At 47.2% G+C, this 20,626-nt stretch carries 16 protein-coding genes; 9 read left to right on the top strand and 7 right to left on the bottom strand.

Annotated elements, in window-relative coordinates; genetic code table 11:
* Positions 1 to 10 precede the first annotated feature (10 nt).
* Both C2740_RS07450 and C2740_RS07455 read left to right on the top strand, forming a co-directional pair.
* The gene (locus tag C2740_RS07450) at positions 11 to 988 is read left to right on the top strand and encodes a homoserine kinase (RefSeq protein ID WP_215292811.1); all 978 of its coding nucleotides are present in this window, start codon (positions 11 to 13) and stop codon (positions 986 to 988) included.
* On the top strand, positions 985 to 1,764 hold the full coding sequence (locus C2740_RS07455) for a BPSS1780 family membrane protein (RefSeq protein WP_215292813.1): 780 nt from the start codon (positions 985 to 987) through the stop codon (positions 1,762 to 1,764). Before C2740_RS07450 ends, C2740_RS07455 begins: the two co-directional genes overlap by 4 nt.
* A gap of 14 nt (positions 1,765 to 1,778) precedes the next feature.
* Here C2740_RS07455 and C2740_RS07460 read toward each other — a convergent pair whose 3' ends face one another.
* Positions 1,779 to 4,142, bottom strand: a complete 2,364-nt coding sequence (locus tag C2740_RS07460) for a UvrD-helicase domain-containing protein (RefSeq protein WP_215292815.1) — start codon at positions 4,140 to 4,142, stop codon at positions 1,779 to 1,781.
* 24 nt (positions 4,143 to 4,166) lie between these two features.
* On the opposite strand from C2740_RS07460, the gene C2740_RS07465 reads away from it, so the two are divergent.
* Together C2740_RS07465 and galU are read left to right on the top strand one after the other, a co-directional pair.
* Complete coding sequence (locus tag C2740_RS07465; protein WP_215292823.1) at positions 4,167 to 7,058, top strand: valine--tRNA ligase; 2,892 nt, start codon at positions 4,167 to 4,169, stop codon at positions 7,056 to 7,058.
* A gap of 33 nt (positions 7,059 to 7,091) precedes the next feature.
* Complete coding sequence (galU, locus tag C2740_RS07470) at positions 7,092 to 7,976, top strand: UTP--glucose-1-phosphate uridylyltransferase GalU (protein WP_215292825.1); 885 nt, start codon at positions 7,092 to 7,094, stop codon at positions 7,974 to 7,976.
* Positions 7,977 to 8,017: 41 nt separating this feature from the next.
* Here galU and C2740_RS07475 read toward each other — a convergent pair whose 3' ends face one another.
* Both C2740_RS07475 and alaS read right to left on the bottom strand, forming a co-directional pair.
* The gene (locus C2740_RS07475) at positions 8,018 to 8,245 is read right to left on the bottom strand and encodes a sulfurtransferase TusA family protein (RefSeq protein WP_215294355.1); all 228 of its coding nucleotides are present in this window, start codon (positions 8,243 to 8,245) and stop codon (positions 8,018 to 8,020) included.
* Positions 8,246 to 8,256: 11 nt separating this feature from the next.
* A complete protein-coding gene (gene alaS, locus C2740_RS07480; RefSeq protein ID WP_215292827.1) occupies positions 8,257 to 10,881 on the bottom strand; it encodes an alanine--tRNA ligase in 2,625 nt (874 codons plus the stop codon).
* Between the two features lie 125 nt (positions 10,882 to 11,006).
* Between alaS and C2740_RS07485 the strand changes: the two genes are divergently transcribed.
* The 3 genes from C2740_RS07485 (at position 11,007) to C2740_RS07495 (ending at position 14,847) form a co-directional block, all read left to right on the top strand.
* Entirely contained in the window at positions 11,007 to 11,468 is a 462-nt protein-coding gene (locus tag C2740_RS07485) for a tripartite tricarboxylate transporter TctB family protein (protein ID WP_215292829.1), read from the top strand.
* A gap of 19 nt (positions 11,469 to 11,487) precedes the next feature.
* The gene (locus C2740_RS07490; protein WP_215292831.1) at positions 11,488 to 12,990 is read left to right on the top strand and encodes a tripartite tricarboxylate transporter permease; all 1,503 of its coding nucleotides are present in this window, start codon (positions 11,488 to 11,490) and stop codon (positions 12,988 to 12,990) included.
* Positions 12,991 to 13,074: 84 nt separating this feature from the next.
* Positions 13,075 to 14,847: a glutamine--tRNA ligase/YqeY domain fusion protein gene (locus tag C2740_RS07495; protein WP_215292833.1), complete on the top strand. Its 1,773-nt coding sequence runs from the start codon at positions 13,075 to 13,077 to the stop codon at positions 14,845 to 14,847.
* On the opposite strand, the gene C2740_RS07500 is transcribed toward C2740_RS07495, so the two are convergent.
* Positions 14,828 to 15,724: an SDR family oxidoreductase gene (locus C2740_RS07500; RefSeq protein ID WP_215292835.1), complete on the bottom strand. Its 897-nt coding sequence runs from the start codon at positions 15,722 to 15,724 to the stop codon at positions 14,828 to 14,830. The genes C2740_RS07495 and C2740_RS07500 overlap by 20 nt on opposite strands.
* A 27-nt stretch (positions 15,725 to 15,751) precedes the next feature.
* On the opposite strand from C2740_RS07500, the gene C2740_RS07505 reads away from it, so the two are divergent.
* Together C2740_RS07505 and C2740_RS07510 are read left to right on the top strand one after the other, a co-directional pair.
* Entirely contained in the window at positions 15,752 to 16,792 is a 1,041-nt protein-coding gene (locus C2740_RS07505; protein ID WP_215294356.1) for a CDP-6-deoxy-delta-3,4-glucoseen reductase, read from the top strand.
* A gap of 56 nt (positions 16,793 to 16,848) precedes the next feature.
* On the top strand, positions 16,849 to 18,042 hold the full coding sequence (locus C2740_RS07510) for an acetylornithine transaminase (protein WP_215292837.1): 1,194 nt from the start codon (positions 16,849 to 16,851) through the stop codon (positions 18,040 to 18,042).
* A gap of 18 nt (positions 18,043 to 18,060) precedes the next feature.
* On the opposite strand, the gene C2740_RS07515 is transcribed toward C2740_RS07510, so the two are convergent.
* The 3 genes from C2740_RS07515 to C2740_RS07525 are packed head-to-tail and all read right to left on the bottom strand — an operon-like array spanning position 18,061 to position 20,626.
* Positions 18,061 to 18,774 (bottom strand): ABC transporter ATP-binding protein, encoded by a 714-nt coding sequence (locus tag C2740_RS07515; RefSeq protein ID WP_215292839.1) that lies wholly within the window; start codon positions 18,772 to 18,774, stop codon positions 18,061 to 18,063.
* A complete protein-coding gene (locus tag C2740_RS07520; RefSeq protein WP_215292841.1) occupies positions 18,774 to 19,547 on the bottom strand; it encodes an ABC transporter ATP-binding protein in 774 nt (257 codons plus the stop codon). The genes C2740_RS07515 and C2740_RS07520 overlap by 1 nt, the downstream gene beginning before the upstream one ends.
* The gene (locus C2740_RS07525) at positions 19,547 to 20,626 is read right to left on the bottom strand and encodes a branched-chain amino acid ABC transporter permease (RefSeq protein WP_371818570.1); all 1,080 of its coding nucleotides are present in this window, start codon (positions 20,624 to 20,626) and stop codon (positions 19,547 to 19,549) included. Before C2740_RS07525 ends, C2740_RS07520 begins: the two co-directional genes overlap by 1 nt.

Below are 20,626 nucleotides of genomic sequence, written 5' to 3' on the forward strand. Positions count from 1 at the left end.
TTACCGCTTTATGGCTGTTTTTACCCCCATTGAACTCGAAGATATTTCCCATTGGATTTCTGAAGACTTCAATATTGGCCAAGCCAGGGAACTTCGTGGCATCCATGGTGGTATTGAAAACTCTAATTTTTTCTTAGACACCATCAAAGATGGCAAAAAACAAGAGTACGTTTTAACCATCTTTGAGCGGTTAACTGCGCAGCAACTACCCTACTACCTTGAGTTAATGCGCCACTTGGCAAACAAAGGAATCTCGGTTCCAAAGCCAATTGAGAATCACAAAGGTGAAATTCTGTTTTCACTAAAAGGCAAACCCGCGGCCATTGTTACTAAGCTTCCAGGCTTATCCAGGTTGCAGCCAGAGACAAAACACTGTGCTATGGTCGGCGAGATGTTGGCTAAGATGCATTTAGCTGGAAAAGATTTTTCCAAGACGCAAGAGAATTTACGCAGTCTTGCGTGGTGGCAAAAAACAATTCCGCTGGTATTGCCACATCTCAATACATCACAAAAAGATTTACTCACTCATGAACTGACTACCCAAGAAGCATTTTTCAGCTCTGCCGCTTATGATGCAATTCCACAAGGCGCCAGCCACTGCGATCTATTTCGCGACAATGTCTTGTTTGATCCACAAGGTACAACTGATGCCTCAAAAGATCAATTAGGTGGTTTCTTTGACTTTTATTTTGCAGGTACTGACAAGTGGTTATTTGATCTAGCGGTCACTGCAAATGATTGGTGCCTTGCTGAGAACAAACAGGATTTAGATCCTGCGCGTCTAGATGCTCTTTTGCAGGCGTATCAAACAGTGCGCCCCCTCACTAAGGAAGAGCAAGCAAGTTGGCCCCTCATGTTGAGAGCGGCAGCTCTACGTTTCTGGGTATCCCGCCTTTGGGACTTTTATCTACCCAGGGATGCGCAAATGTTGACACCACATGACCCGACTCACTTTGAACACATTCTATTAAGTCGTCGATCTCTATGAAACTGAACTCCATTGCACCCAAAGAAGGCTATACCTGGATAAGACAGGGTATTTGGCTCTTCAAACAAAACCCACTGGGCTTTTTAATGCTGGTCTTTATCTATGTCTTTGCCGCTCAATTGGCAGTCATTATTCCCGTGATTGGTGTATTTGCCGTGCTACTACTAACACCAACACTAGCGCTTGGTTTTATGACGGCTTGTCGTCAAGCCATTCAGAAAGAGCGCATCAGTCCAATGGTGTATTTAATCGCACTAAAGTCTGGCACCCTTGTGCGTAGGCGTATCTTGCAGTTGGGCTTAGTGTATGCCGCGCTGATTTTACTTCTCAGCTTCGCCTTGAGCCTTTTGGTTGATTTTGAATTACTCATTCCATTGATGATGAGCGATAAGCCAATTACACCTGAAGCACTACGTGAAATTTATTTAGTCCTTTTCTTTGGAGCGGCTCTATATATTCCAATAGCGATGTTGATGTGGTTCTCTCCGGTGCTGGTAGCCTGGGCAGATATGTCAGTTGCTCAAGCGCTCTTTTCAAGCTGCTTAGCGTGCTGGACCAATAAGGGAGCATTCTTTTTTTATCTCTCTATTTGGAGCGTGATTCTGATTGCAATTCCGCTAACAGTAGGCATAGTTTTTGATGCAATGGATTTTGGCCAAGCAGCTTCTTTCATCATTGCACCAATCTCCATGGCTGGCTTAACAGTCATGCACTGCTCTTTTTATGCCACTTGGAAAGCCTGTTTTACTGAAGACGCAGTAGTTCTGACGCCTTAAACTTTTCTGTTTTTTCAGTCTATTGCAGCAAGCTTGGCAATACTGAGTTGCAACCACTTCACACCGTGACGCTTGAAGCTCACTTGTGCACGTGCATCAGCATCAACACCCTCTAAGCCTGTAACGCGCCCTTCACCAAACTTGGTGTGAAACACATTCTGACCAATTGTGAATGGATAATTTCCGCGCGGGGGCGAAGCCAATCGCTTTACCTCCATCGAGGCAGAACCTACGCGTTTAGCAGGTCTTTGACGTTCACTGCCAGAATCAAAGAAATCATTAGATTCATACTCGCGTTGCCGGGTATAACCATCTTGCCATGTAGAGCCCGATTTAGAGCTACCGCCCCAACGCGCATCTTTTGCCTTAGGCGTTAACCACTTCAAAGATTCAGAAGGCAGCTCTTCTAGGAAACGTGATGGCATGTTGTAGCGTACTTGACCATGCAGCATCCTTGACTGCGTATGCGACAAATACAAACGCTCTTTGGCGCGGGTAATCGCAACATACATCAGGCGCCGCTCTTCTTCTAAACCATTTTGCTCATTGATACTATTTTCATGAGGAAATAGGCCCTCTTCAAGTCCGGTAATAAACACAGCAGTGAACTCTAAGCCTTTTGCAGAATGCACCGTCATTAACTGCACGGCATCTTGCCCAGCCTGCGCTTGGTTATCACCTGCCTCCAAAGAAGCATGGGATAAGAATGCAGCCAAGGGGGACACCTCAACAACGCCAGGCGCATTTTCACCAGGAAGCATGGCGGCAGCGGCATCTTGCCCATAGCCCTCTTCTGCAATAAATGCAGTTGCAGCGTTAATCAATTCTTGTAAGTTCTCTACACGATCTTGACCTTCGCGCTCGGAAAGGTAATGCTGAATCAAGCCACTGTGTTGAATCACAAATTCAACAGTTTCCGGAAGGGTATTGTGACGCGTAGCTTCACGCATATGATCTACCAAGCGTACGAAACCACCAAGCGCAGCGCCAGCTTTGCCCTCCAAGGAGGCTGCGGCGGTATATAAAGAAGATTGCTGACTTCTAGCGGCATCTTGCAAAGCCTCAATTGATCTTGCGCCGATACCGCGGGTTGGGAAATTCACGACACGCGAGAAGGAGGTGTCATCGTTGGGATTTTCAAGCAAACGCAAGTACGCAAGAGCATGCTTAATTTCAGCGCGTTCGAAGAATCGCAAACCACCATATACACGATACGGAATAGCCGCTGAAAACAAAGCGTGCTCAATAATGCGAGACTGAGCATTACTTCTATAAAGCAATGCCACTTCAGTACGTTTGATGCCACTACTGATCAATGCTTTAATCTCATCAACCAGCCAAGCGGCTTCAGCGTGATCGCTAGGTGCCTCATAAATGCGGACCGGCTCGCCATGGCCTGCATCGGTTCGCAGATTTTTACCAAGTCGTTCTGAGTTATTCGCAATCAAATGATTTGCAGTATCCAAGATATGGCCGTGTGAGCGATAGTTTTGCTCTAACTTGACCATCATGGGGTGAAACTGCTTTTCATAAAGACGCATGTTTTCAACATCAGCGCCGCGGAAAGCATAAATACTTTGATCATCATCGCCCACCGCAAAGACGGCACTACTTCCAGCGCCGCTGACGTTGATGCGACTTGCATCATGGCCTGATAATAATTTGAGCCAAGCATACTGCAAGGCATTGGTGTCCTGAAACTCGTCAATCAAGATGTGACGAAAACGCTCTTGATAATGTGTACGAATCGCTTCACTATGCTTTAGTAATTCATAACTGCGCAAGAGGAGCTCGGCAAAATCTACTACGCCTTCGCGCTGACACTGCTCATCATAGGCCGCGTACAGTTGCGCCATCTTCGCCTGAAAATCATCCCCTACCGATAAATCTTTGGCACGTTGCCCCCGCTCTTTTGCGTGCGCAATAAAGTACTGCAGTTGTTTTGGAGGGTACTTTTCATCATCAACCTTCAAACCCTTCAAAAGACGTTTGATAGCCGAAAGCTGATCTTGGGTATCCAGGATCTGGAATGTTGATGGCAAGCCAGCCTCTTTATGGTGGGCCCGCAATAAACGATTGCAAAGGCCATGAAAAGTGCCAATCCACATGCCTCGGGTATTAATAGGCAACATGGCACTTAAGCGCACCATCATCTCTTTAGCCGCTTTATTGGTAAAAGTTACCGCTAGAACGCCAATAGGGGACACCTGACCGGTCTGAATCAACCAGGCTATACGGGTGGTGAGGACGCGGGTCTTACCACTACCAGCCCCAGCCAGAATCAAGGCGGATTGGGCTTGGCCGTTTTCATTGACAGGCGGGAGGGTTACTGCCTCGCGCTGTTCTGGATTGAGGTTCGCGAGCAAGTCAGAGTACATCGCCCCAATTATAATTTGCCTCTTATGCCAAATGCCTCAAATACCCCTAATTCACCAGCGGCCAGCTCAGCAGACGAACTCGCCAAATCCTACGAACCCGCCCCGATCGAAGCCTACTGGGGTCCTGAGTGGGAACGCAGGGGTATTGCTGATGCCACGATGCTCGAGGGTAGCGATGATTTTTCCATTCAACTGCCACCACCCAATGTCACCGGCACACTGCATATGGGTCACGCTTTCAATCAAACCATCATGGATGGCCTGGTTCGACACGCGCGTATGTCTGGCAAAAATACTTTATGGGTACCTGGTACCGATCACGCTGGTATTGCTACTCAAATCGTTGTTGAGCGCCAACTGGATGCGCAAAAAGTATCTCGCCATGACTTGGGTCGCGAAAAATTCTTAGAAAAAGTTTGGGAGTGGAAAGAAACTTCCGGCAGCACTATTACTCGCCAGATTCGTCGCTTAGGCGCTTCAATTGATTGGAGTAAAGAATATTTCACGATGGACCACAAGATGTCCAAAGCGGTAGTTGAAGTCTTTGTCCGCTTACATGAACAAGGCCTCATTTATCGCGGTAAACGCTTAGTGAATTGGGACCCTGTTTTGGGGACCGCAGTTTCAGACCTTGAAGTAGTCAGCGAAGAAGAAGATGGTTCGATGTGGTATATCCGCTATCCATTAGCAGACGGCTCAGGCTCCCTCACCGTAGCTACGACCCGTCCCGAAACCTTGCTGGGCGACGTTGCCGTCATGGTGAACCCAGAAGACGAGCGTTACAAGCATCTCATTGGTAAGTCAGTCAATCTGCCTTTATGCAATCGTCAAATTCCGATCATTGCAGACGACTATGTTGATTTGAACTTTGGTACTGGTGTAGTAAAAGTGACACCAGCGCATGACTTCAATGACTACGCAGTGGGGCAACGACATCAGCTAGCATTAATTAATATCCTGACATTGGATGCCAAGATTAATGAAAATGCGCCAGCTGCTTATCAAGGCATGGAACGTTTTGCTGCGCGCAAACAAGTGGTCGCTGATTTAGATGCAGCAGGTCTATTAGAAAAAGTGCAGCCACATAAATTGATGGTGCCACGCGGTGATCGTACCCAAACGATTATTGAGCCGATGCTCACTGATCAATGGTTTGTGGCAATGTCTAAACCAAGTCCTGATAACCAATATCAACCTGGCTCATCTATCGCCGGTGCAGCATTAGATGCGGTCACCAAAGGTGATATCAAGCTCGTTCCAGAAAATTGGATTAACACTTACACCCAGTGGCTAGCAAATATTCAAGATTGGTGTATCTCACGCCAACTCTGGTGGGGCCATCAAATCCCAGCCTGGTATGGTGACGATGGCCAGATTTTTGTGGCTCGCTCTGAAGAAGAGGCTAAAGCGAAAGCTGCTACAGCTGGCTACGCCGGCAAACTGAATCGCGATCCCGATGTTCTGGATACTTGGTTCAGCTCAGCCCTTGTGCCTTTTAGCTCCCTTGGTTGGCCAGAAGAGACGCCTGCCTTAAATCACTTCTTACCATCATCAGTATTGGTAACCGGCTTTGACATCATTTTCTTCTGGGTAGCGCGTATGGTCATGATGACCTGCCACTTTACTGGCAAGGTGCCGTTTCATACTGTCTACGTACACGGCTTGGTACGCGATGCCGAAGGTCAGAAAATGAGTAAATCCAAGGGCAATACCTTGGATCCAATTGATTTGATCGATGGCATCAAGATTGATGACTTAGTAGGCAAACGCACTACCGGCTTAATGAATCCTAAGCAAGCGGAGAGCATCAGCAAGAAAACCAAGAAAGAGTTTCCGGATGGTATCCCGGCATTTGGCACGGATGCCTTGCGCTTTACTTTTGCATCGCTAGCCTCGCTTGGCCGCAATATTAATTTTGACCAGAAGCGTTGTGAAGGGTATCGCAACTTCTGCAACAAGCTTTGGAATGCAAGCCGCTTCGTTCTAATGAACTGCCCTGGCGGCGATGAAGATAATGGCCTGGCGCCTTGCGATAATCAATGTGGTCCTGATGGCTATTTAGATTTCTCACCAGCAGATAAATGGATTGTTTCGCAGTTACAAAGAACTGAAGCGGAAGTTGCCAAAGGTTTTGAGAACTATCGCTTTGACAATATCGCTAGTAGCATTTATCAATTTGTTTGGGATGAGTATTGTGATTGGTACTTAGAGCTCGCTAAGGTACAGTTACAAACAGGCACCCCAGCACAGCAGCGTGCCACTCGCCGGACTTTGTTGCGGGTACTCGAGACTATCTTGCGCATGGCGCATCCACTGATTCCATTTATCACCGAGACGCTTTGGCAAACCGTTGGGCCAAAATCTGGTAAAGATTTAGCAAAACAAGCAAAGCAAACGATTGCACTCCAACCTTATCCTGTTTCTCAAGCAGAAAAAATTGATGAGAAAAGTGAAGCCTGGGTAGCGCAGATCAAAGCGATTGTGGATGCCTGCAGGAATCTCCGCGGTGAAATGCAAGTGCCGCCTGGTCAAAAAGTACCTCTGTGGATTAGCGGTCCTGAAACTTTCTTACAAAAAGCAACGCCTTACTTACTTGCTCTAGCTAAGCTTTCTGAAGTCAAAATCTATAGCGATGAAGCTGGCTTGGAAAAAGATGCCCCAGACGCCCCGATGGCGCTTGTTGGCCATCTGAAGTTACTAATCAAGATAGAGGTAGATGTCGCTGCAGAACGCATTCGTCTGGGCAAAGAAATTGAGCGCCTAGCCAATGAAATCAATAAAGCCCGTAGCAAATTGACCAATGAGAGCTTTGTCGCCAGAGCTCCAGCAGAGGTTGTTGCCCAAGAAAAACAGCGTCTTACGGGTTTTGAGCAAAATCATGAGAAGCTTGTTGCACAATTAGAGCGTCTGAAATAAAACAGCAGCAAATCTAGAGCGATCGGAATACTTATGCCATTAGCCACTAAATCCGTTACTAAAGCCGTCTTTCCAGTAGCCGGCTTAGGAACGCGTTTTTTACCTGCCACTAAAGCAAGTCCAAAAGAAATGCTCAATGTAGTGGATAAACCACTGATTCAGTATGCGGTCGAAGAAGCTATTGCAGCGGGTATTACTGAAATGATTTTCGTTACCGGTCGTAGCAAACGCGCAATTGAAGATCACTTCGATAAAGCCTATGAACTTGAGGCTGAACTTGAGGCCAAAAATAAAACTGCCCTATTAGAAATCGTTCGCAGTGTTAAACCAAGTCACGTAGATTGCGTCTATGTGCGCCAGCCTGAAGCGCTCGGTTTGGGACATGCCGTTTTATGCGCCGAGAAATTGGTTCGCGATGAGCCCTTTGCCATCATCTTGGCAGATGACTTATTGGATGGACAGCCGCCAGTGCTCAAGCAGATGCTTAAGGTATTTGATGAGCAAAATGGTTCTGTGATTGCAGTAGAAAAGATCGATCCCGCCAAGAGCGGTTCGTATGGCATCGTATCGGGTGACGAAGTCACCAAAGGGATCTATCGCTTAAATGGCATTGTTGAAAAGCCGCAACCAAAAGATGCTCCATCCAACCTAGCTGTTGTTGGGCGCTATGTTTTGTCTTCAGATATTTTCAGTCATATTCGCAATCTCAAGCCAGGTGCTGGTGGGGAGATTCAGTTAACGGATGCGATTGCTTCCTTGCTTAAGCAAGAGCCTGTCTTTGCATATGAATATGATGGGGTTCGTTATGACTGCGGTAGCAAGCTTGGCTACCTGAAGGCCTCAGTTGAATTTGCCTTACGCCACCCAGAAGTAGCAACTGATTTTGCGGCCTACTTAAAGAGTCGCTCTTTAACCTAAGTCGCTTCGCTTCTCGCCTGTCTTCTTGCTCATGCTCTTGCTTATCTTCTTTTTAGGAAGAAAACCAAGACATCGCCTTCAGTAGTACTGGAAATTAATTCATTACCAGTTTGCTTGGCAAACGCAGGAAAATCATGAGCAGCGCCTGCATCGGTTGCCTTCACCTTCAGAACTTCGCCTGACTGCATCGTGGCCAAAGCTTTCTTAGTTCGCAAAATAGGTAGAGGGCAGTTCATGCCAATCGCATCTACCTCTGCATTAAATGCCATCATTTGCTCACTCATTTACTGGCCACCCAGTCTTTAACACCCTCTAATGCCACACTTAATTTGCTTGGGTCATTGCCACCAGCCATCGCCATCTCTGGCTTGCCGCCACCCTTGCCGCCCACTTGCTGGGCTACAAAGTTGACGAGATCGCCCGCTTTTACTTTGCCAATCGAGTCGGCAGTCACACCAGCGATCACGCTGACCTTATCGCCTTGCACGGATGCTAAGACGATTGCAGCCGTTTTGAGTTTTGCTTTAAGGGCGTCCATAGTCTCACGCAAAACGCCAGCATCAGCACCATCCAAACGAGCAGCCAAAACTTTGAGTCCATTGATATCGATTGCTTGACTAGCTAACTCATCGCCTTGGCTTGCTGCCAACTTAGAGTTTACTTTTTCTAGTTCACGCTCTACTTGACGCAAGCTATCTTGCAATTGCGTAACCCGATTTACCAAATCTCCTGGATGGGTTTTGAGAATCGCTGCGGCTTCATTAATCTTATCCTCCATGCTCTGCAAGAACTGGAGAGCATTATTACCAGTAACTGCCTCAACCCGACGTATGCCGGCAGCGACGCCACCTTCAGAGACAATCTTGAGACTACCGATATCACCAGTGCGTGATACGTGTGTGCCGCCACATAACTCTTTGGAGCTACCGACTTCTAAAACACGAACTTCATCGCCATACTTTTCACCAAAGAGCATCATGGCGCCAGTCTTTTGAGCATCATCCAAAGACATCACCTTGCCCGAGGTGGCAGTGTTCTCAAGAATCTCTTGATTAACAATGCCTTCTATTTTACGAATTTGCTCAGCCGTAATGGGTGCATTGTGGGTAAAGTCAAAACGGGTCTTCGTAGCATCCACGAGCGAACCTTTTTGCTGCACATGGTCACCGAGTACTTCACGCAAAGCTTTATGCAAGATATGGGTAGCGCTGTGATTGCGCATGATGTCCATTCTTTGCTGAATATCTACCAAAGCATTGAGTGCATCGCCCACTTTGAGCTCACCCTCGAGCAACTCGCCTTGATGACCAAATACATCCGCTTGAATCTTGAAGGTATCTTCCACCGCAAAACGAACAGACTCATTGCGTAGCTCGCCCTTGTCGCCCACCTGACCGCCAGATTCGGCATAGAAAGGTGTGTTGTCCAAAACAATCACCGCAGCTTCACCAGCTTTTACTGAAGTCACTGCAGATCCATCTACATACAGGGCGGTGACCTTGGCGCCCTCATGTTTTAAGGTGTCATAGCCATGGAATTGGGTTGGCTGACCTTTGTAATCTAAGCCTTGAGCTACTTTGAACTTGCCGGCTGCTCTGGCTTGATCACGCTGCTTTTGCATTGCCAATTCAAAACCTTCGGCATCAACCGTAACACCACGCTCACGACAGACGTCAGCAGTTAAATCTAATGGAAAACCGAATGTGTCATGTAAGCGGAAGGCAGTTTCACCATCCACTACTTTGGCACCACCCGCTAAGGCACTATCCAAAATTTCCATGCCATTCGCAATCGTTTGGAAGAAACGTTCTTCTTCTTGCCTCAGCACTTCGCCAACTTTATCTTGAGCAGCGCGCAACTCTGGATAAGCATCGCCCATCTCTTGAACAAGGGCGGGAACCAATTGATAGAAGAATGGTTTGCGAGCGCCGAGCTTATAGCCATGACGAATTGCGCGACGCGCAATGCGACGTAATACGTAACCACGCCCTGCGTTACCTGGTATCACGCCATCGACAACGATGAAGCTACAAGCGCGAATATGATCTGCAATCACCTTTAGGGAAGGGCTCTGCGCATCACAGTTGTCGCCACCAGCAGAATCTACTGCATTCTTGGAAGCCTTCAGCAGATTGACGAAGAGATCAATCTCATAATTAGAGTGCACGTGCTGTAAAACAGCAGCAATACGCTCAAGACCCATACCGGTATCAACACTTGGCTTCGGCAGTGGATGCATTACGCCTGCTTCATCGCGGTTGAATTGCATAAATACGTTGTTCCATATTTCAATGAAACGATCGCCATCTTCATCTGGGCTACCAGGAGGGCCGCCGGGAATATGCTCTCCGTGGTCATAAAAAATTTCTGTACAAGGGCCACAAGGACCGGTGTCACCCATCATCCAGAAATTATCTGAGGCGTAACGTGAGCCCTTGTTATCTCCAATCCGAATAATGCGATCGGTTGGGATGCCGATTTGTTTGTTCCAAACTTCATATGCCTCATCATCTTCGGCATATACGGTGACCAACAGTTTTTCTTTGGGTAAATTAAATACTTGCGTCAATAAATCCCAAGCAAATTGAATCGCATCTTTTTTGAAATAGTCCCCAAATGAGAAATTGCCCAACATCTCGAAAAAAGTATGGTGACGTGCGGTATACCCAACATTGTCTAAGTCATTGTGTTTACCCCCTGCCCGAATGCACTTTTGAGCACTTGTAGCGCGGTTATAGGGACGCTTATCAAACCCCAAAAACACATCTTTGAACTGATTCATACCCGCATTCGTAAATAGCAGGGTTGGATCATCACCAGGGACTACCAGGCTAGATGGAACGATTTGGTGGCCTTTTTGGGCAAAGAAGTCCAGGTACGCCTGGCGAATTTGGGAGACTTTCATGGCAATAATTATCGCATTGGCACCCCTCTAGGGCAAACCCTAGACAAGATACCCCCCAGGTGCCTTACAATCGCACAACATCAATAAATAGATCGGCACTTAAGTCGATAAATAAGGAGCGCATCTTGAAAATTCGCAATCAACGGGATTTTGGAGCCGGGATCATGTACATGGTCATTGGTCTCTTTTTTGCCATTATGGCAACCCAATATCCAATGGGGACTGCCGCCAAAATGGGTCCTGGCTATTTCCCATTCTTCCTGGGCATCCTCATGTGTGTGTTGGGCTTGCTGGTTTTATTACAGTCATTCAACGCGAAAGCAGCGATTGAAAGTATCCCAAAATTTAATTGGCGAATCATTGCGCAAATCACTGGTTCAGTAGTCCTTTACGGTTTACTACTCCCTCGCTTGGGCTTTTTAGTTGCTGTTGTTGTTTTGGTATTGGTGTCAGCAAGCGCAAGTAAGGAATTTACTTGGAAGGGCTCATTGATTAACGCCGGCTTCCTTGTGGCATTCACTTACTCAGTTTTTGTGTTGGGTCTGAAACTTCAGTTCCCACTTCTGCCAGTATTCCTACAACAATAAAGAACCGGGACACTACAAAATGGATTTATTCGCTAACTTAGGTCTCGGTTTTGAAACCGCATTTACCTTACAGAATCTCCTGTACTGCCTGATCGGCTGTATCTTGGGAACTTTGATCGGCGTATTGCCTGGCTTGGGCCCAATTGCTACTATTGCAATGTTGCTGCCAGCAACATATGCATTGCCTCCAATTGCTGCCTTGATCATGTTGGCAGGTATTTACTACGGCTCACAGTACGGCGGATCTACCACTGCAATTCTGCTGAATATTCCAGGGGAGACGTCGTCGGTGGTGACGGCAATTGACGGCTATCAGATGGCCAGAAATGGTCGAGCTGGTGTTGCCTTGTTTACTGCAGGTATGGGCTCATTCTTTGCTGGTTGCGTAGCAACTTTAGTTCTGGCCGCATTTGCTGCCCCGCTATCACAGCTGGCATTTAAGTTTGGACCTGCTGAGTATTTCTCACTCATGGTCTTGGGCTTAATCGGCGCAGTAGTGTTGGCATCCGGCTCTTTGATCAAAGCGATTGGCATGATCATCTTAGGCCTATTGATGGGCTTAATTGGCACCGACGTGAACTCTGGTGTATCTCGCTATGCATTTGACATTCCAGAGCTAAGTGATGGCATCGGCTTCGTTGCGGTTGCGATGGGCGTGTTCGGCTTCGCTGAAATCATGGGCAACCTCGAAAAAACTGGTGAAGATGAGGGCTTCCTCAATAAACTCACCAGCATGATCCCAAGCAAGACGGATGTGAAGCGCATGATTCCATCGATCTTGCGCGGCACAACCATTGGGTCTATCTTGGGCATTCTGCCTGGCGGTGGCGCTGCGTTAGCCGCATTCGGCGCTTACTCTGTTGAGAAGAAATCCTCCAAGTACAGCCACGAGTTTGGTAAAGGCGCTATTGAAGGTGTTGCAGGTCCTGAGGCGGCGAACAATGCTGCCGCTCAAACCTCATTTATCCCATTGCTCACTTTAGGTATCCCACCAAATGCTGTGATGGCTTTGATGGTTGGTGCAATGACTATTCATAATATTCAGCCAGGCCCACAAGTAATGACCAGCAACCCTGCATTGTTCTGGGGTTTGATTGCCTCCATGTGGATTGGTAATGTGATGTTGATTCTCTTGAACTTGCCACTCATTGGTATTTGGGTGAAGCTCTTGAAGATTCCTTATCGCTTCCTCTACCCAGCGATTTTGGTGTTCTGCTGTATCGGCGTATATACCGTGAACAACACTGTATTTGATGTCTATGTAACCGCTGGTTTTGGTTTGATTGGTTACCTCTTCTTCAAACTCGGTTGCGAACCCCCTCCATTGCTCTTGGGCTTCGTGCTCGGGCCAATGATGGAAGAGAATTTCCGTCGCGCCCTATTACTGTCCCGCGGCGACTTCTCCACCTTTGTGACTCGCCCACTTTCCTTGGGATTGCTGATTGCAGCAGCCCTTTTGGTAGTGATCGTGGCATTACCAGCAGTGAAGAAGACTCGAGAAGAGGCTTTTGTAGAAGAGTAATTCCTCCTGCCTCCACAGAAACGAGCCCGCAGCAGTTTGCGGGCTTTTTCTTTATGGGTCAGGGGTTTTCTCTACAATGAGGCTATGTCCCAAGATAGCAAACCCTCTAAAGCCAATACCGGTCCAGTGGCCGAGCCTTCAAACTTTTTACGTCAGATTATTGATCATGACTTAGCAAGTGGTGCTTTTGCCCAACGTAGCAACTTAGCAGGCGAAGCAATTCCTTCGATCATCACTCGCTTTCCTCCTGAACCCAACGGCTACTTACATATTGGTCATGCGAAGAGTATTTGCCTAAACTTTGGCCTAGCTACTGACTACAACAATCAGCCAGGTGGCGCGCGCTGCAATATGCGCTTGGATGACACCAACCCAGTTAAAGAAGATACTGAGTATGCAGACAGTATTTTGGATGCAGTCAAATGGCTGGGCTTTGATTGGGGAACCCATCTTTACCATGCTAGCGACTACTTTGATCGTCTATACGAATTTGCTGAAATTCTGATTCAGAACGGCAAAGCTTATGTGGATAGTCAAAGCGCTGATGATATTCATACGAATCGAGGCAACTTTGGTCAAGCTGGCAAAAACAGCCCTCATCGTGATCGCAGCCCTGAAGAAAATCTTTCCCTCTTCCGCGAGATGCGTAATGGCAAATTCAAAGATGGCGAACATGTTCTGCGCTTGAAAATCGATATGGCGCACCCAAATATTGTGATGCGTGATCCAGTGGTCTACCGCATTCGCCATACTGATCACCATCGCACTGGCAGCAAATGGTGTATCTACCCTCTCTACGACTTCACGCACTGCATTTCTGATGCCCTGGAGAATGTCTCTCACTCCATTTGCACCCTTGAGTTCGAGAACAATCGCCCACTGTATGACTGGATTGTGAACTCCCTCAAAGAATTGGGTGTATTTAAGGACCCTGTACCCCATCAGTACGAATTTGCCCGCCTGAATTTGACTTACACCATCACCAGCAAACGCAAGTTGCTACAACTTGTTGAAGAAAAGCATGTTGATGGCTGGGATGACCCTCGCATGCCAACCATCGTGGGTATTCGTCGTCGCGGATATACCCCAGAAAGTATTCGCTTGTTCTGTGAGCGCATTGGTGTCTCTAAAGCGGATAGCTGGATTGATATGAGCACGCTGGATCAAGCACTACGTGATGATCTTGAAATAAGGGCACCTCGGGCTACCGCAGTACTCAAGCCACTCAAACTTGTAGTGGAAAACTTTGACGCTAGCGCCAAAGAGTCTTGCTCAGCACCACGTCATCCACAGCATCCCGAATGGGGTAATCGTGAGTTTCATTTCACACGCGAGTTGTGGATTGAAGAAGATGACTTTATGAAAGATCCCGTCAAAGGCTTCTTTAGGCTGTATCCGCCTATTGGCGATCAGCCTGGTAGCCGCGTTCGTCTCCGTCATGGTTTTGTAATTGAATGCACCGGCTTTGAGACCGATGCCAATGGCAATATTATTCAAGTCAATGCGACTCACTTCTCCGATAGTAAGAGCGGCACTCCAGGCTCAAACAACTACAAGGTGAAGGGCAATATTCATTGGATTAGTGCCGCTGAAGCTATTCCTACTGAAGTACGCTTATACGATCACCTCTTTAGCGATCCACATCCTGATAGTGGCGATAAGAACTTCTTAGATGCAATTAATCCAAACTCTAAGCAAACTATTGCAGCTTATATAGAACCTTGCATGAAAGATGTTAAAGCAGGGGAACGTTTCCAGTTCGAACGCCATGGCTACTTTATTGCTGATGAATCTGACTCGAAACCCGGTAAGCCGGTATTTAACCGTACAGTTGGCCTTAAGGATTCTTGGAAATAGTTTTCAGAAAGTGTGCGACGCTGGGATAGCGTAGCGGCCTTTTTAATTCATGCAAGCGCGTATTAGCCACTCTTCTTGACTCGCGCATAAACGACCACAGCATTGGACTGACTATTTTTTGCAACTCAGCACCCGGCATTCTGGTCGGTCGGTCGAGACCAAAAGCATCCGCAACCTCATCAAAATAATCGCCCATCTTGGTTTCACCACCATCACAAGTATTAATAATGCGCTGTGGCTTGCCGTGATAAATCGCTGCACAAACTAAACTTGCTAAATCATCGCTATGAATATGGTTGGAATATGCATCCTCCTCCGGTAGCAATGCTGGCGTCTGGGACTGCAAGCGCTCAATCGGCAGACGGTTGGCAGCATAAATTCCTGGTACACGCAAAATCGTTACGGCGACACCATGCGCCGGACCCCACAAACGCAAAACGCGCTCAGCATCCACCCTTCTTTGAGCGCGCTCACTCTGAGGGGTGACTGGGGTTGCCTCACTGACTTTAGCGCCCCTATGGTCGCCGTAGACGCCTGTAGTACTAATATAGATCAAGCGCCTGACGGTATTGGAACCTTGGGCTAAAATTCGAACTAGGTTGCGGGTTCGGCAATCACGATTTCCTTGGTTTTGGGGCGGCGCTAGATGAATGACGGTTTGAGCTAAACCGGAGAGACGCCATAAAGTTTCTGGCTGGTCCAGATTACCCAAAATTGGAGTCGCGCCAACCTCCCTCAACTCCTGAAAACGACTTTGTTGAGAAGTTAAAGCAAAAACTCGATGACTGCGGGAAAGCTGCTTAGCCACCCGAAGACCAATGTCACCGCAGCCAATAATCAGGATTGAAGGTTTACCAAAAGATTGCATAAGTGACATCGTAACGATTTATCGAAAGGAATGAGAGTGTCTTATCAGGTCACGCTCAAAGCGAGCGGCAAACAATTTACTGTTACCCAGGATGAAACTCTCCTGGAAGCCGCCCTGCGTCAAAACATGAACCTTCCCTATGGCTGCAAAAACGGCGCATGCGGCTCCTGCAAAGGCAGGGTGATAGAAGGTCAGGTAATCCATGGTCAACATAGCGCGAGCGCCATGAGTAAGACTGAAGAGACCGCTGGCAGCACTTTATTTTGCTGTGCCCACCCCCAATCTGATCTTGTTATTGAAGCACGTGAAGTTCAGGGTGCTGGTGATATTGCCATTCGTAAGGTGCCTTGTCGAGTGAACTTGATTGATAAACCCAGTAGTGATGTGGCCATTCTGAAACTCCAACTTCCTGCTGCTGAGCGCTTTCAGTTCCTGGCTGGCCAGTACCTAGAGTTTCTATTGAAAGATGGACAGCGCCGCGCCTACTCGATTGCCAATGCACCAGATCAAGAGGGCCCGCTTGAGTTACATATCCGCCATTTACCCGGCGGTCTATTTACTGATTTTGTCTTCGGAGTCACTACTCCAGCATTGAAAGAAAAAGATATTCTGCGCTTTGAAGGGCCTTTGGGAAGTTTCTTCTTGAGAGAAGATTCCAAGAAACCCATCATCTTCGTTGCCGCTGGTACCGGCTTTGCTCCAATCAAATCCATCATCGAACAAATGCAGGCCAAAAAGATTCAACGTCCCATTTGTCTATACTGGGGCGGACGTCGACCAAGCGATCTCTACCTAGATCAGCTCTGTAAAACCTGGGAACAAGAGATTTCAGAATTCCAATATATTCCAGTAATCTCAGATGCATTGCCTGTCGATGCTTGGAACGGTCGCACTGGCTTTGTCCACCAAGCAGTCATGGCAGACCATCCTGACATGAAAGGGTTCCAGGTCTATGCTTGTGGTGCACCAGTGATGGTCAATGCCGCACGAGACGACTTTTCATCGAAATGTCATTTGCCTGAGGAAGAATTCTTCGCTGACTCATTTACCAGTGCTGCTGATTTAGCCATCAACTAAACTCCGATAAAGTTAGATAATAGAAACCTGTTTAGCCCTTATTACCAAAACCGAGTATGAATAAGCCAGATCAAGCCATCGATACACATTCAGTCATGTTCATTACCCAGCGCCCAGAGGTCATCATGGTCGAAGGTAAGGGCTCATGGCTGACCGATAACAATGGCAAGCCTTACTTAGATTTCCTGCAAGGCTGGGCAGTCAATTGCTTAGGACATAGCAATCCTGGAATGATTGAAGCGCTGAATTCACAAGCCAAAAAGCTAATCAATCCAAGTCCTGCTTTTTATAACGAGCCGATGATTGGATTATCGAATCTACTGACCGCTAATAGCTGCTTTGATAAAGTGTTCTTTGCTAACAGTGGTGCCGAAGCAAACGAAGGTGCAATCAAGCTTGCGCGCAAATGGGGTCAGCTCAACAAAAATGGTGCTTTTGAAATCATCACCTTTGATCACAGCTTTCACGGCCGCACCATAGCAACCATGAGCGCCTCTGGGAAACCAGGTTGGGATACGATGTTTGCGCCACAAGTAGCCGGCTTCCCTAAAGCAGATTTAAATGATTTAGATTCAGTCAAAAAACTGGTGACCGATAAAACCGTTGCAGTAATGCTTGAGCCTGTTCAAGGTGAAGGTGGCGTTATTCCTGCAACCAAAGAATTTATGCGTGAACTGCGCATGTTCACTAAAGAAAATAACATCCTCCTCATTGCCGATGAAGTGCAGGCTGGCTGCGGTCGAACTGGCAGCCTCTTTGCCCATCAGCAATATGGGATCGAGCCAGACATCATGACCTTGGGCAAAGGCATTGGTGGTGGCGTCCCACTAGCAGCCCTGATGGCAACTAATGCGGTAGCTTGCTTTGTGCCGGGCGATCAAGGGGGTACTTATAACGGCAACCCGCTCATGACTGCCGTAGGCATTAGCGTGATTGAGCAGTTATTAGCCCCTGGATTTTTAGATAGCGTCAAAGCCAAGGGCGAACTACTCAAGTCAGAACTACTCAAGCTGGCCACAGAATTTAATCTCGAGGGTGAACGTGGTGAAGGTTTATTGCGCGCCCTCATGCTCGGCAAGGATATTGGTCCAAAGTTGGTTGAGTTAGCTCGTGAACGTAGTCCTGAAGGTTTATTGATTAATTCACCAAGACCGAACTTATTACGCTTTATGCCCGCCCTCAATGTCAGCGATGACGAGATTCGTCAGATGTGCAGCATGCTGCGTGAGCTACTAAAACAAACTGCTTAAAGCAGTTTTTTTAAATGCCTATTCACCTAAATAGGCTGTTCGCACCCTAGAGTCTTCTAATAATTCTTGGCCTGAGCCACTCAGAGTGATTAATCCACTCTCCATGACATAAGCGCGGTCAGCCATCTGCAATGCTAGGCGAGCATTTTGCTCCACCAAAAGAATCGTCATGCCACTCGCCGCCAGATTACGAATAACATCAAAAATGGTTTCCACCATGATGGGGGATAAACCCATCGATGGTTCATCTAATAGCAATAGCCTAGGCTCCGCCATCATCGCTCTACCCATAGCCACCATTTGCTGCTCTCCACCAGAAAGCGTTCCTGCCAATTGGGATAGGCGCTCTTTTAATCTTGGGAAATAAGAGTAAACCTGCTCTAACTTTTTCTGAATAGCCTTGGCGTCTTTTTTCAGAAAAGCGCCCATCTGCAAATTTTCTAAGATGGTCATACGCCTAAAGACGCCACGACCTTCGGGAACCATGCCCATACCCAACTCTACCAACTCATATGCCGGTAATTTTTCAGTACTGTGGCCCGCAAAATAGATCGCACCTGCCGACGGGATCAATAAACCAGAGATAGCCTTTAGACTGGAACTCTTACCAGCTCCGTTCGCACCAATCAAAGCCACTAGCTCGCCTTGGTCAACATGCAAATCAATTCCTTTAACGGCATTAATGCCCCCATAAGAAACCTTGAGATTTTTCACATTGAGTAAAGCACTCATTACACCGCCCCCTGCCCAAGATAGGCCCGAATGACCTCTGGATGTACGCGCACATCCGCAGGCTTACCCGAAGCGATCACCTTGCCATAATCCAGCACAGTCAAGCCATCGCAAATACCCATCACCAGACTTACATCATGCTCAATCAAAAGGATGGTTTTACCATCTGCCCGAATGCGCAACAATAACTCACGCAGCTCCAACTTTTCAGTAGCATTCATACCCGCCGCCGGCTCATCCAAGGCCAATAGCTTCGGTTCAGTAGCCAAAGCCCTCGCAATCTCTAGACGACGTTGATGCCCATAGGAGAGATTACGCGCCTGCATATTGGCAAACTCAGTAAGGCCAACATAGGCTAGTAGCTCGAGTGATTTTTCTCGAATCGATTGTTCTTCACGCTTGCTGGCTGGAAGGCGAAAGATTGCCCCTAAAACTCCAGTCTTTGAGCGGCAATGACAACCTACCATCACATTCTCTAAAACAGTCATTTCACCAAAGAGCCGAATATTCTGGAAAGTTCTTGCCAGCCCCGATTTAGTGACTTCAGAAACAGACTCCGGAAAATAAGACGTTCCATCGAATAAAAAAATTCCGGAATCTGCTGGATATAAACCAGTAATGACGTTAAAGAAAGTGGTCTTGCCAGCGCCATTGGGTCCAATCAAACCAACTATTGACCCATAAGGAACCTGTAATCCAACCGAATCCAAAGCCTGGACTCCGCCAAAACGCTTGGACACATTAGCAACATCAAGGAGTAAATGATCTGACATCACTTAGTACCGCTCTTTTGCCAAATGCCGCCTGGGCGATAGAGCATGATCAAAATCAATGCTAGGCCATAAATGAGCTGTCGAATGACTTCCACATCAATCAGTACGTGCCCGAAGATTACATTTTGTAGAGGCTGAACGACGGCGCGTAAGACTTCCGGAAAAACCGCCAACACGACCGCACCCAGAATGACTCCAGGAATATGACCAATGCCACCAAGCACAACCATTGCAAGAATAACGATGGATTCCCACAGCGTAAATGACTCTGGCGATACGAATCCCTGGAAAGCAGAAAAGAGAACACCTGCCACTCCCGCAAAGGATGCCCCAATTGCAAAAGCTAGCAACTTCATGTTGCGCGTATTGATACCCATAGCCTTCGCAGCAATCTCATCTTCGCGTATGGCAACCCAAGCTCGCCCAATGCGTGAATTTTGAAGATGCGTACAAATAATCGCAACTGCAATAGCGAGGAGTAGAAATAAATAAAACACTAAATATAAACCGGGGATTTGCACAAAACCGAGATCCAAAGGTTTTGCAAATGAAATCCCCAAGAACTGGATTGGGTCAATGGCGGTAATGCCCTTTGGTCCATTAGTCATGTTTAAAGGACGATCGAGATTATTCATAAAGATGCGAATAATTTCTCCAAAACCTAAAGTCACAATCGCCAAGTAATCACCCCGCAATTGCAATGTGGGTAAGCCTAAAATTATTCCAAATAAAGCAGCTAAAATAATGGAGAATACCGCCACCATCCATGGTGAAAAGTGCATTCCCTCCGGAAAGACAGCGGCAACACTTTCAAACTGCTGAGGTAGATGGGGTGATGCAAGCAATGCAAAGCTGTAAGCACCCAAAGCATAAAAAGCAATGTAACCCAAATCCAAAAGACCAGCAAAGCCCACGACTACATTAAGCCCTAGGGCAAGAACGATATAAAGCAAGGCAAAATCGAGTACTCGCACCCAATAGTTGCCTCCAGTAAAACCAACAAGCCAAGGCAAGAGTATTAAAGCAAGCAAACCTAAGCACAAATAAGCAGTTTGACTGAGACGGTTAAAAGCGATCAC

This window comes from Polynucleobacter sp. MG-5-Ahmo-C2, assembly GCF_018687735.1.
Taxonomy (GTDB): Bacteria; Pseudomonadota; Gammaproteobacteria; order Burkholderiales; family Burkholderiaceae; genus Polynucleobacter.